The sequence below is a fragment of the Mesorhizobium sp. M0678 genome, from assembly GCF_040320505.1.
Classification (GTDB): Bacteria; Pseudomonadota; Alphaproteobacteria; order Rhizobiales; family Rhizobiaceae; genus Mesorhizobium.
Genome location: NZ_JAMYPT010000019.1, coordinates 61,825 through 73,587 on the forward strand (window position 1 = coordinate 61,825; position 11,763 = coordinate 73,587).

The following is an 11,763-nucleotide window of genomic DNA, read 5'->3' on the forward strand; positions in this document are numbered from 1 at the left end:
TGCAACACTTGTATCATATTATATTCAGGCGTAGCGTTGACGTCTCGCAGACTGTCTCGCTGATGCCTGACAGGAGGTGCCGAAATGACAGCCTCGGGTGGGGCTAGCCAGTCAGGATCATCCGCGACTCGGGCCGTCGGACGCACCGCAGCTACGCTCATGACTGCCGGCATGATCATCGGAACGGGTATTTTCGGTGCCCTTGGTGCGACCGCCGAGCGGGCCGGTCCCGCCCTTCTGCTGGCAATGATCCCAGGTGGGCTGGCTGCTTCGTACTGCTCTTTTTCATACCACCCCTGCACCTATAATTGGAATGGTGACGCTGGCGTTGGCGTTCGGCACTCGATTCATTGTGTGGCGCCAACGGAAATCTGGTTCGGTTAGTGCTCGATGAAACGAGGAGGTCTAAGATGCTCGATACCCAAGCTATTGAATCCCTTACCGGACTGAAGGGACAGACCACGGGTGACGTGCTCAAGTTATCGGTCCCGCGCAGTGAAGTGAGAATGACCCTGGACGGCTTTGAGATCATTCCGTTTATGGGCCTCACCTCCTGGGTTAGTTTTAAACAGGGGGCGCATCATGCCACGCTGATGGGTGACATCGTCGTGCTCGAAGATGAAATCCAGGACGCGATGGCCGCAGCGATCCAGGCGAACCTTTACGTAACAGCCCTACACAATCATTTCGTCCGCGAGCAGCCGCGCGTGATGTTTATGCATGTCGAGGGTACGGCTGATGAAACTGCGTTGGCGACAGGAGCGCATAGGATTTTTGAAGCAATAAAGATCGTGCGCCAGAAGCATCCTGTCGAACCCGCCATCAAGAAAGTGAATAGTAGCTTGGACGCGCCGCCGCTTGAGGCGATTGTCGAGCACAAGGGCGAGAGCAAGGACGGCGTGCTCAAGTTTGTCCTGGCGCGCCCATCCGTGCCCGTCGTCTGCACACGCTGTGGTGAGCTCAATATTGATGCCGCAATGGGCTACAACACATGGGCAGCCTTTCAGGGCACGGACGAGCGCGCCGCGGTCTGCGGCGACTTTGCGATGCTGGAAAATGAAGTCCGTTCGGTCATCCGTGAACTGCAAGCTGGAGCGATTGGAGTAATGGCGGTGCACAATCACATGTTCTTTGAAGACCCGCGGATCATCTTCTTGCACTACTGGGGCATCGGCAATGCTCAGGCGTTGGCGCAGAGCTTGAGGCGGGCGCTCAACACGCAGCAATAGTCTGTCGCTGTCGCCACAGGAGTCATGCGACCGCCGCGCGCTCGCGATATAATGGCAGCGGAAATGTATCGAAAGCCAAGAACTTCGGCGCAGCGCGCTCGGGTTGGCGGCGCGACGGCGGTGGGAAGGTCGGCCTGGGTGGCGGTTCCGTCGAAGTTGCCATATTCGTCGATGCTGGCAGGGCCGAACGGCACATCTCTTCGGGACAGCCGTTGGCATCGATCCAGGTCGATGTCACGGCGGACCCCAAACATGGATGTGCGGCGGGGTGGGCCAAGATCGAAAACCTATCTCCGGATCAGCGGCCAAACGCCGAGCAGGATAACCGCCAGCGCTGCGCCGATGTCCAGAACGTGTCCCGTCTTGGCCCGCAAGATTTCGGTGCGCGCCATCAGATCTTCACCCGGAGAGGCCGGCTTGCTCGGCAGCTGATGGATAAGGAGCAGCCAAGGCTGTTCCATTCACTCATAAGTGAACCGTATCACGGGTAAGATAAATGTAACACTTGTATCATTCTTTAACCAGGCGTAGCGTTGGCGGTCTCGCAGCAGTAGGCCGCGCTGAGTGGCGCCAACCAAAAGGGAGACAAGGCCATGAAATGGGTTACCCGCGAACGTCCGGTGATCGACCGTATTGCTTGTCCCTGGCTGATCGCCCGCTTCATCGACACGGAGCCAGAATTCCTGTTCGTGCCGCCGGATCGGGTGATCCCAGTTGCCCAGGAGACGGGCGCTACACCCTATGACGTGCCCGGTGTCGAGTTCACGCATGTGGGTGACGGCTGCAGCTTCGATACCTTCGTCTCGAAATACGGCCTCGAGCGCGATCCGGCGATCGTGACGATCGCCTCGATCGTGCGCGGCGCCGACACCGATCGGCACGATCTCATGCCACAGTCGGCGGGACTGCTTGCGATCTCCATGGGGCTCCGGGACGTCACGCCGGACGACCATGAGGTGCTGAGGCACGGCTTCGTCATCTACGATGCCCTTTATGCCTGGGCCTCGCGCCGCAAAGCGGAGACGCACAGCTGGCCGCCGGCCATGAAGCCTACGGCGGCGGCCTGAAAGATGATTACCCTCGAAAGAAACAGCCCGGGAACTGCTACGGTTGGTCGGCGGCTGATGGCCGCCATCGCCTTTGGCTTCAGCCTGATTGCTGTGAATGCCGCGGACGCGGCGGACACGTTCCGGCACCTCAAGGGCAAGGAGATCAAGGCCAAGTTCGCCGGCATGGATTTCACGGACGACGTTCATTGGGCGGATGCGTTCGGCCGCGACGGACGGATCGTGCGCTACGACATGGGCAAGAAGAACGCCGGCAAGTGGCGCGTCGAGAAGGGGCAGCTCTGCATTTCCGTTGAAGGCGAAGAGACCTGCTATCAGGTATGGATCTCAGATACCGCAGTACAGCTTCGTGACCCGGATGGGACGTTCTTCCTGGAGGGCGTGCTGCAGAAGCCCTCTGCACGCGACTAGCGTCTCGGATTGAAAGTCATTGGGCATATTGGGGCAGACCACAAGGAGAAATCCATGCGTGCAAAACTCATCACCGGCGCAATGCTGATAGCGATGTCGGCGCTTCTCCAACCGGCGTCAGCGGCACCCGATTGGCAAACTGTCGCGCAGACACTTGGCAAATCCGGATCGGAAATGCCTGGCGGCGTTTATAGAGTTGGCTTGCCACGAACCGACCTGAAGGTATCGCTCGACGGCATATCCCTGAAGCCAGGCTTTGCGCTCGGAGGCTGGATCGCCTTCGATCCCATGGGAAATCAGGCAATGGTCATGGGCGACATCGTTCTGACGCAGGACGAGGTGAACCCGGTCATGAAGAAGCTTGAAGAAGGCGGCATCGAGATCACCGCGGTGCACAACCACCTGCTGCGCGCGCAGCCGATGACGCTCTACATGCACCTCTTCGGCCAAGGTGATCCCGTAGCACTCGCCACAGCGCTTCATGCCGGCTTGGCTCTGACGAAGACGCCGATGGCTGCATCCGCCGGTTCGCAGGCGGCGGCCGCTTCGAAGATCGAGTTCGACACGGCGGGTGTCGACCAAGCTATTGGCTACAAAGGCAAGGCCAACGGCGCGGTCTACCAGTTCACTATACCGCGCGCAGAACCGGTCGAAGAAAATGGCATGGATGTGCCGGCCGCCCTGGGCTCCGCCATAGCGATCAACTTCCAGTCGACTGGCGGCGGCAAAACGGCGATCACAGGTGACTTTGTGCTGACTGCCAAGGAGGTCAATCCGGTTATCAGGGCGTTGCAAGGCAACGGCATCGATATCACGGCATTGCATAGCCACATGCTCGATGAGCAGCCGCGGCTCTTCTTCATGCATTTCTGGGCGAACGACGATGTGCAGAAGCTGGCGAAAGGCCTGCGCGCAGCCCTCGACAAGGTCGCCGTCAAAAAGAGCTAGATTGGGCGTCCGCGCGCGCGTCCAACGGCGGAGTTCGGCCGGGCAATGCCCAATCGCACGCCGGGAGGGAATCAGCCGATGTTGATGCGAAGCCGGATGCCTGACAAGGCGCAAATCGCAACACCGCCAGCGAGCGGAGTCGCCCTTCGGGTCGACGCCTTGACAAAGCGCTACGGCCCGCAAACAGCGTTGGCGGACGTTGCCTTCACGGTCGAAGCCGGCGAAGTTCTCGGTCTCATCGGACCGAACGGAGCCGGCAAAACCACGTTGCTCGAAGCAGTTGCCGGCGTTCTTCCCGCCGACTCGGGGACGATTTTCTGGCACGGCGCCCCTCTGCCACCCGCATTGCGCCGGAGATCGATCTTCTACCTCCCCGACGGCCTCCGGCCGTGGCGCGACCAGTATGTCGAACGGGTGCTCGCGTTCTTCGCCGGTGTTTACCGGACATCGGACCTCGACGTCGCGGACACAGTTAGGGCGGTCGGACTTGCACCGGTGCTGAACAAGCGGGTGCTTGCATTGTCCAAAGGGTATGCCCGTCGACTGATGTTGGCGCTTGCCCTGATTACGCCGCATCCACTGCTGCTGATGGACGAGCCCTTCGACGGCTTCGACTTGCGACAGACCCGCGAGATCATGGACGTGCTGCGCAAGGTTGCGGCGCAGGGGCGCAGCCTCGTCCTCGCCATACACCAGCTGCTCGATGCCGACCGCATATGCGACCGTTTCGTCTTGCTCGCAGAAGGCCACGTGCGCGGCGTCGGGACCTTGGGCGACTTGCGGGAGCGTGCGGGGATCCTCTCCGGTGGGTTGGAGGAGGTTTTCCTTGCGCTCACCTGAGGCAGCGGTACCGCTCGACGCTCCCTTCGGCCCCTTGCTGGCCAAGGAGCTGCGGGAAATGGCGAGCGGCCGGCCGCTCTGGACAATGCTGCTGATGCTCTGCCCTCTCGTCGGCTTCAGCTTCTTTCAGGCCGTGTCGCTCTACGGCGAAACGAGCGCTACTGCCCTCACCTCGCCTGGGCTCGCGAGCGCACTATCCCCGCTGGACGGCGTACTGGTTCCGACGTTCGGCGGCTTCTACGTCGCCGTTACGCTGCTGTTTCCCTTTGTTGCCATACGCGTGCTCGGCAACGAAAAGGAGTCCGGCGCCTTGCGGCTCCTGATCCAGCTGCCCTATCGACCGCCGACTTTGATTGGCGCCAAGCTGGTCGCCGTCTTCGCAGCTTGGCTCATTGCCAGTATCCCTGCGCTCTCTGCGCTCGAGATTTGGGAGTTCATGGGCGGACATCTGTTCGTCGCCGAGACCCTGAATCTTGTTCTCGGACATCTCCTCTACGGCCTGTTGGTCGGCGCCATCGCGTTATTCGCGGCTGCGCTTACCGAGAGCGCGGCAACCGCGGCGATTGTCACACTCGGCTTCACACTCGGATCGTGGGTCATCGACTTCGCGGCGGCCAGCCAACCCGACCTCCTTGGCTGGTCGTCGCGGCTGTCGCTCACGCAAACGCTGCACACCTTTGAGCTCGGATTGTTGTCGCTCAGTCTGGTCGTCGGGGTGCTTGCGGCGATTCTTGGATTTGCCGCACTCGCTGCCATCTGGCTTCCCATGGGTGCTACCGTGCGCATCAAGCTTGTCCGTTCGCTCATCTGCCTCGTGGCGACCTGTCTTGTGATGGTCGCGGCTACCCAGATCAGATGGTCGGCCGATGCGACCGAGGACCGACGGAACTCTTTCTCGCTTGCCGACCAACAGGCCCTGGCGCAACTCAGCGATCAGTTGACCGTCACCGTTCACCTGGCGCCCGAAGACCCCCGGTACGCCGATTTGCGAACAAGCGTCCTATCGAAGCTCGAGCGGGTCATTCCACGGATTGTCATCCGTTTTGCAGGCGACCAGCAGAGTGTTGTCGGCAGCGCAAGCGATGAGTCGTATGGCGAAGTCGAGTACAGCTATGGCGGCCGGTCGGCCGTCAGTCGATCGACCGGCACCGAGGAGGTACTGCCGCTCCTTTATGGGCTCGCAAATGTACCCCTGCCCGTGCCGGCGACCGGGGCCGGCGATTATCCCGGCTATCCGCTCGTCGCGGCTCCGTGGATCGCGCTTCCCTGGTTCGTCGGCGGCCTGCCGCTGCTCGTCTGGGTTGCTTGGTGGCGGAGCCGCCGCGCACCGGCCATCAAATACACTTCAAGCCAGAAGGAGATCAGCCGTGAACATCTTACATAGCCTCAAGACAATTGCCGCGGCAGGTGTCGGCTTGGTGGCCTTGCTGCTGCCCGCTTCGGCGGGCTCGCCGGACATCGTCAATTTTTCGGACGAGGAAGTTGGCACAGATTCGAAGGCGATGCCCGGCGTGGTAGGCATTTGGCGGATCGAAACGGAAGGCGACAACAAGGTGTTGGCCGTCGACGGGCGCCAATGGAAGGAGGGACAGACTTCCGCTGGTCTCGCAGACAAGGCGCGGGCCCTCTATGGGGAGCGGTACGCCGAGTTCCTCGACCGCGTCCAGGCCTATGCATACTTCCCCTATGCTGTTCTTGAGGGCGTGCCGGATTTCCGCGATGGAGAGATCGCCGTCCGTTTCGAGGGCATCAGCGGCCGCATCGACCAGGGTGCAGGGATATTGTTCAACCTTAAGCCCAATGGCGACTATCTCACGATTCGCGCCAACCCTCTGGAGAACAACCTTGTGTTGTGGAAGTTCGAAAAGGGGAAACGCTCGTCGGTGACCTGGGTCAAGAACACCCCAACCTCAACCCATGAATGGCACGACCTGAAGGTGCGCATCGCCGGCACCAAGGTCGAAGGCTATGTCGACGGCAAGCTCTACCTGCAGGACACGCTGCCTGAGCCGGTGACCGGGCGTGTTGGCTTGTGGTCGAAGGCCGACAGTCACGTGTATTTTGATGACTTCACCGTAACTCCGGCTGGTTAGGCGGTACGCTTTCAACCAGCTTTCAAAGCTAGTACGGTGCGCCGGAGTCCGGTCTTCCGGGCGCCCGCGTTTGGCCCGGTAACGGGTGATTATTTCCATCGCACACGAGAAGGGGCGGGCCGGGCTTTTGCGAACCGACGCGTTCGGAACGATCAAAGGTCCGCTTCGTTCTAATCGGATGGACTGGATTAGACTAGGCCTCCTGGCGTTGGCGGGGTTCCTCACCTGGACACTGAACACCCTCTCGGCCGGAGGCGGAGGTCTATTGCTGATCCCCGCCGTGACTTTCATCACAGCGAGCGCGGCGGTTGCGCCGGTCATCACCTTGACCGAGCTCATCGGCAATCCCATCCGCGCCCTGGCCTTCCGGCGCGACATCGATTGGAGCCTGGTCCGTTGGTACCTGCCCGGCGCCATCGCCGGTGCCGCTGCGGGCTCCTGGCTCTTCGCCAACAGTCGGGCGGAATGGCTCCAGATATTCATAGGGATCTATCTGATCAGTGCAGTCTGGGAATTTCGCGGCGGCGCGCGCGAGCGGAGCTACCGAGCCCGCCGCTGGTGGTTCCTCCCGGCCGGCCTGATCGTCGCGCTGTTGTCGGCGCTGATGGGCACGGTGGGACCCGTCCTGAATTCGCTCTATCTGAACTACGGTTCGGAGAAGGAGACGTTGGTCGCCACGAAATCCGTGAACTCGTTTGTGACCGATGTCGTCAAGGTCGCGGTATTCACCGGACTCGGGACGCTCGGTGGTCAGGCGGCCATATACGGCGCAGCCGCGGGTTTGGGCGCCGCGCTTGCCAATCTGCTGGCCAAGCCCTGGCTCGAACGCCTGAGTGGAAGACAGTTCCGCGGCCTTGTGGTCGCGCTCATGGCTGTCAGTGGAGCGCTGATGATCTGGAACCAGCACAGCTTGGTTGTGCAGGCCTGGCGCGCGGCCACAGGAATGTCTTAACAATGTCGATGTTGGCTGGAGCCCTTCGCGCGCTGTACCGTAGCTTGGTTGGCCGGTCCCGCGACGCGCAGAGGCTGGCAAAAGGCCTGCGCGCAGCCCTCGACAAGGTCGCCGTCAAAAAGAGCTAGGCTTCCCAAACGTCTATATCGGACGGGCCTCTTCGGCTGGTTCCTTCGAACCAGCCGATCTAACCAGCTCAGCTTCGAAAAGGTTCGCGAGGTCAGATCACGCTCAGCGTCACAGCGGCAAGAACAAGATAACGGCCGACCTTGGCGGCAGTGACCAGCAAAAAAAGCTCGCGCAGGACACCGGCAATGACAGTCAGCCTCGCGAAACGCGTTGGGGGCAGAAACGCCATCTTTCAGATAACCGGGCGGCGGCCGCTATCGGCCAGATGACAGGCTGCCACGCCGCCATGCGGCACCGATCGCAGCATCGGTTCCTCGACCCGGCAGACATCGATCGCCACCGGACAGCGCGTGTTGAACCGGCACCCCGGAGGCGGCGCGCTGGGACTTGGCGGATCGCCGGCGAGAATGATCCGGCGGCGCCCGGCTTCGATGCGAGGATCGGGAGAAGGAACAGCCGACAGCAGCGCTTGGCTGTAGGGATGGGCCGGCTCGCGAAACAGCGGGCGGGTCAGGCCGGCTTCCGAGATGCGGCCGAGATACATCACCGTCACGTTCGAGCAGACCTCGCGCACGATCGCCAGATCATGCGCGACAATGACAATGGTCAGGCCAAGCTGTTTCTGCAACGACGTGAACAGGTTGACGATCTGCGCCCGGATCGAAACGTCGAGCGCGCTAAGTGGCTCATCGCAGACCAGTATGGACGGCTTCAGCGCGAGCGCGCGCGCAATCGAAACGCGCTGGCGCTGGCCGCCGGAAAGCGAGCGTGGAAGCCGATCGAGCACCGTCTCAGGCAGCGCAACCAGGTCCAGAAGCTCGGCGATGCGGCGCCGGCGCTCGACTGATGAACCGAAGCGATGAATCTGCAGCGGCTCCTCCAGTGTCTGGTAGACGGACTGGCGGCGGCTCATCGACCCCAACGGATCCTGGAAGACGAACTGGACTTCGCGGCTGAACGACTTCCTGTCCGATTTCAGCCATTCGGTGCGATCCCTTCCCCCAATCAGGACGGTGCCTTCGCTCTCCTTCTGCAAACCGACGATGGTGCGCGCCAGCGTAGTCTTGCCGCAGCCGGACTCGCCGACGATGCCGTGGAACGCGCCGCGCGCGACCGTCAGGTTTATGCCATCGACCGCCCGCACCGCGCCGACACCCGAACGGTTGGCGAAATGGACCTTTAGTCCCCTGACCTCGATCGCCGCGACATCAGACATGGACGGCGATCCCCTCTCGTTTCAGCACGACCGGGCAAGCCACACGGTGCGGGCTCGTCGACGCGGATATCGTCTGCAACGGCGGCCGGTGCTGCCGGCAACCGGCTTCGACCAGTTCGCAGCGCTCGGCAAACCGGCAACCCGGTTCCAGCCGGATCTGGTTTGGCGGCAGGCCCGGTATCTCGCGGGTCGCCGCGCGTTCGTCGGCGCGAAAATCCGGCACCGATGCGAGCAGCCCGCGCGTATAGGGATGGACCGGCCGGGTCAGCACATCCATCGCCGTCCCCTCCTCCGCCACTTGGCCGGCGTAAAGCACGATGACGCGGTCGGCGACGGAAGCGACCACGCCGATATCGTGCGTGATCAGCACGACCGCGATGCCATCCTCGCGCTGGATCTGACGGATGAGCTCCAGGATTTGCGCCTGGACGGTGGCGTCCAGCGCCGTGGTCGGCTCGTCTGCGATCAGCACGCGCGGCCGGGCCGCCAGCGCCAGCGCGATCATCGCCCGCTGCAGCATGCCGCCCGACATTTCGTGCGGATAGCGGTTGTAGCGATCCTCAGGGTCCGGAATGCCGGAGCGTGCCAGAAGCGAGACCGCTTCCTTGCGCGCGGCCTCATGCGACAGGCCGGCGAAGCGGCGCGCCTGGCGGGCCAGCTGCGGGCCGATTTTCAGCATCGGGTTCAACGCGCTCATCGGGTCCTGGAAAATCACGCCGAAATAGCGCCCGCGCAGGTCCGACAATTGCCGGGAACCGATGCTGAGCAGTTCGCTTCCGTCGGCTCGCGCCGATCCCTTCATGTCCACGGTCACGCCCTCGGGCAGCAGGCCGAGCGGACCGAGCGTCATTACGGTCTTTCCCGAACCGCTTTCGCCGACGACCGCGACCGTTTCTCCGGGACGGACGTTGAACGACACCCCGTCCACCGCCCGCACCGAAACGGTGGTGGCGTAGAGGTCGATGACCAAATCTTCGATCGAATAGATCGGCTGACCGTCGCTCATGCTGAAGTCGTTCCCGTTTCGACGGCGTTGCGCTCCGCTTCTTCGCGAGCACGCGCGTTACGGCGCTTGCGCAATGTCGCGCCGCGAACCGGCCGCGGCACCTTTTGCAATGCGAAGGCTTCGCCCAGAAGGTTGAAGCTGACCACGACCAGCGTCAGTGCCAGGCCGGGCAGCACGACGAGGCGCGGCACCTCCTCGATGTAGCTCATGCCGTCGACCAGCATCTGGCCCCATTCCGGTGTCGGCGGCGCGACGCCAAGTCCGAGAAAGCTGAGCGTCGCGATGGCCAGCACAAGCGCGCCGGCGTCGGCGCTTGCGTAGACGACGACGAGAGCAAGCACATGCGGCAGGATATGGCGGGCAAAAATCCAGAGATGACCGGCGCCCATCACGCGGGCCGCCTCGATATAGGGCTGCTGCAGCTCGGCGGTGACGACGGCGCGGCTCATGCGGGCATAGTTCGCCCACCACGCCAGGGTGAGCGCCGTGATCATCGACCAGTAGCCGGTGCCCAGAATGCCGATCAGCGCCAGCGCGATCACCAGGCTCGGAAGCGCCAGCGCGATGTCGATGATGCTGATCAGCACGAGTTCGACACGGCCGCCGACATAGCCGGCGAAGGAGCCGATCGTCACGCCGATCGCCAGAGCGGCGACAAGCACGATGACCATCGCCACCAGGGAAATGCGGGCGCCACCAACGATGCGGCTGAAGACGTCTCGGCCGAGATAGTCGGTGCCGAGCCAGTGGCTCCAGCTCATGCCCTCCAGTGTCGCCGAATAGTCCTGCGCACTCGGATCGTAAGGCATGACCGCAGGAGCGAAGATGCCGATCAGCACAAAGCCGATTACGGGGAGCAGCACCAGCCACGGCCAGTCCTTGATGTCCCTGATAGCAGAAATGTTCATTGCCTCATGCTCCCCGCGCCCGGCGCATTCGCGGATCCGCGACGATGCAGATCATGTCGACGATGAAATTGACCATGACGAAGAAGACGACAAACAGCAGCAGCACCGACTGCATGCCGATGAAGTCGCGAAAGCGTATCGCCTCGATGAAAAAGGCACCGACGCCGCGCAATGCAAATACCGTCTCGACCACGATCGATCCGATGATCATCAGCGTGAATTGCGCCCCGAATGTCGTCAGGAACGGAACGGCGATGTTGGGCAGCGCCTCGCGCAGCAGCACCTGCGTTCTGGTATAGCCTTTTGCGAAGCCAGTGGTCGCAAACGGCCGCGACATCGCTTCCTGGAGGTTGACCCGAACGACACGGCTGAGAACGGAGGCTGGGAACAGCGCGATCGTCACCCATGGCAGAAGCCATGAGGTGAAGCCGCTCGTGCCGAAGGTGGGCACCCAGCCGAGCATGACCGAAAACACGATCACCAGCAGCGCCGCCACGAAGAAGTTGGGGGTCGATGCGCCGATCAGCGAAAATGCGTGCAGAAACCTGTCCATGAAGCCGCCATTGCTGACGGCCCCGGCAATGCCAAGCGTGATCGACAAAATGAAGGCGAGAACGCCGCCGCCGGCAAGCAGAGCCGCCGTCATCGGGATGCGGGCGGCAAACTCCGACGAGATCGGCTTTCCCGTTCGTAGTGAGATGCCGAAATCGCCGGCCAACGCGCCGGAAAGCCAGCGTCCGTAGCGGATCGGCAACGGGTCGTAGAGCCCGAGCTCGTTGCCGATCTTGGCGATCATTTGGGCGTCCGCGCCGGGACCTGCCGCGCGCTCGGCAATCAGCGCCGCAACATTGCCCGGAGCCGCCGCAACCAGGGCGAATGTCAGCGCGGATGCCGCCAGGATCAAAAGGCAGGCAAGCAGCATCCGTCGCAGGATCGTGCGTTTCATCGTCAGGCCTCACTCGGA

Annotated in this window: 12 protein-coding genes and 1 pseudogene; 8 read left to right on the plus strand and 5 right to left on the minus strand. The window is 62.3% G+C overall.

Translation table 11 applies throughout. The features are described from left to right. The first annotated feature begins 410 nt into the window (after window positions 1-410). From NKI29_RS25965 to NKI29_RS26000, 8 genes are all read left to right on the plus strand, one after another. A complete protein-coding gene (locus tag NKI29_RS25965; RefSeq protein ID WP_352797715.1) occupies window positions 411-1,229 on the plus strand; it encodes a DUF1259 domain-containing protein in 819 nt (272 codons plus the stop codon). Between the two features lie 593 nt (window positions 1,230-1,822). Next, window positions 1,823-2,296: a chromate resistance protein ChrB domain-containing protein gene (locus NKI29_RS25970; RefSeq protein WP_352517436.1), complete on the plus strand. Its 474-nt coding sequence runs from the start codon at window positions 1,823-1,825 to the stop codon at window positions 2,294-2,296. 57 nt (window positions 2,297-2,353) lie between these two features. Next, the gene (locus NKI29_RS25975) at window positions 2,354-2,707 is read left to right on the plus strand and encodes a hypothetical protein (RefSeq protein ID WP_023802351.1); all 354 of its coding nucleotides are present in this window, start codon (window positions 2,354-2,356) and stop codon (window positions 2,705-2,707) included. A 54-nt stretch (window positions 2,708-2,761) separates the two neighbouring features. Next, entirely contained in the window at window positions 2,762-3,655 is an 894-nt protein-coding gene (locus NKI29_RS25980; RefSeq protein ID WP_352797717.1) for a DUF1259 domain-containing protein, read from the plus strand. Between the two features lie 45 nt (window positions 3,656-3,700). After that, entirely contained in the window at window positions 3,701-4,495 is a 795-nt protein-coding gene (locus NKI29_RS25985) for an ABC transporter ATP-binding protein (RefSeq protein WP_352517438.1), read from the plus strand. Continuing rightward, window positions 4,482-5,879: an ABC transporter permease subunit gene (locus tag NKI29_RS25990; RefSeq protein ID WP_352797718.1), complete on the plus strand. Its 1,398-nt coding sequence runs from the start codon at window positions 4,482-4,484 to the stop codon at window positions 5,877-5,879. Before NKI29_RS25985 ends, NKI29_RS25990 begins: the two co-directional genes overlap by 14 nt. Before the next feature lie 34 nt (window positions 5,880-5,913). Further along, window positions 5,914-6,588, plus strand: a complete 675-nt coding sequence (locus NKI29_RS25995; RefSeq protein ID WP_352577924.1) for a LamG domain-containing protein — start codon at window positions 5,914-5,916, stop codon at window positions 6,586-6,588. Window positions 6,589-6,766: 178 nt separating this feature from the next. Next, entirely contained in the window at window positions 6,767-7,540 is a 774-nt protein-coding gene (locus tag NKI29_RS26000; protein ID WP_352797770.1) for a sulfite exporter TauE/SafE family protein, read from the plus strand. 220 nt (window positions 7,541-7,760) lie between these two features. Here NKI29_RS26000 and NKI29_RS26005 read toward each other — a convergent pair. The 5 genes and pseudogenes from NKI29_RS26005 to NKI29_RS26025 all read right to left on the minus strand — a co-directional run. Next, a pseudogene (locus NKI29_RS26005) lies at window positions 7,761-7,865 on the minus strand (YqaA family protein); the annotation flags it as partial. Window positions 7,866-7,901: 36 nt separating this feature from the next. Continuing rightward, window positions 7,902-8,885, minus strand: a complete 984-nt coding sequence (locus NKI29_RS26010) for an oligopeptide/dipeptide ABC transporter ATP-binding protein (protein ID WP_352577925.1) — start codon at window positions 8,883-8,885, stop codon at window positions 7,902-7,904. Then, complete coding sequence (locus NKI29_RS26015; protein ID WP_352663507.1) at window positions 8,878-9,891, minus strand: ABC transporter ATP-binding protein; 1,014 nt, start codon at window positions 9,889-9,891, stop codon at window positions 8,878-8,880. The genes NKI29_RS26010 and NKI29_RS26015 overlap by 8 nt, the downstream gene beginning before the upstream one ends. Next, complete coding sequence (locus tag NKI29_RS26020) at window positions 9,888-10,799, minus strand: ABC transporter permease (RefSeq protein ID WP_352797722.1); 912 nt, start codon at window positions 10,797-10,799, stop codon at window positions 9,888-9,890. The genes NKI29_RS26015 and NKI29_RS26020 overlap by 4 nt, the downstream gene beginning before the upstream one ends. Before the next feature lie 4 nt (window positions 10,800-10,803). Beyond that, a complete protein-coding gene (locus NKI29_RS26025) occupies window positions 10,804-11,745 on the minus strand; it encodes an ABC transporter permease (RefSeq protein WP_352454977.1) in 942 nt (313 codons plus the stop codon). Window positions 11,746-11,763: the final 18 nt, after the last annotated feature.

Coding starts and splice junctions, on each gene's coding strand:
- NKI29_RS25985 (WP_352517438.1), top strand. CDS start 3,701: ATGCCCAATCGCACGCCGGGAGGGAATCAGCCGATGTTGATGCGAAGC.
- NKI29_RS25965 (WP_352797715.1), top strand. CDS start 411: ATGCTCGATACCCAAGCTATTGAATCCCTTACCGGACTGAAGGGACAG.
- NKI29_RS26020 (WP_352797722.1), bottom strand. CDS start 10,799: ATGAACATTTCTGCTATCAGGGACATCAAGGACTGGCCGTGGCTGGTG.
- NKI29_RS26000 (WP_352797770.1), top strand. CDS start 6,767: ATGGACTGGATTAGACTAGGCCTCCTGGCGTTGGCGGGGTTCCTCACC.
- NKI29_RS26015 (WP_352663507.1), bottom strand. CDS start 9,891: ATGAGCGACGGTCAGCCGATCTATTCGATCGAAGATTTGGTCATCGAC.
- NKI29_RS25975 (WP_023802351.1), top strand. CDS start 2,354: ATGGCCGCCATCGCCTTTGGCTTCAGCCTGATTGCTGTGAATGCCGCG.
- NKI29_RS26010 (WP_352577925.1), bottom strand. CDS start 8,885: ATGTCTGATGTCGCGGCGATCGAGGTCAGGGGACTAAAGGTCCATTTC.
- NKI29_RS25980 (WP_352797717.1), top strand. CDS start 2,762: ATGCGTGCAAAACTCATCACCGGCGCAATGCTGATAGCGATGTCGGCG.
- NKI29_RS26025 (WP_352454977.1), bottom strand. CDS start 11,745: ATGAAACGCACGATCCTGCGACGGATGCTGCTTGCCTGCCTTTTGATC.
- NKI29_RS25970 (WP_352517436.1), top strand. CDS start 1,823: ATGAAATGGGTTACCCGCGAACGTCCGGTGATCGACCGTATTGCTTGT.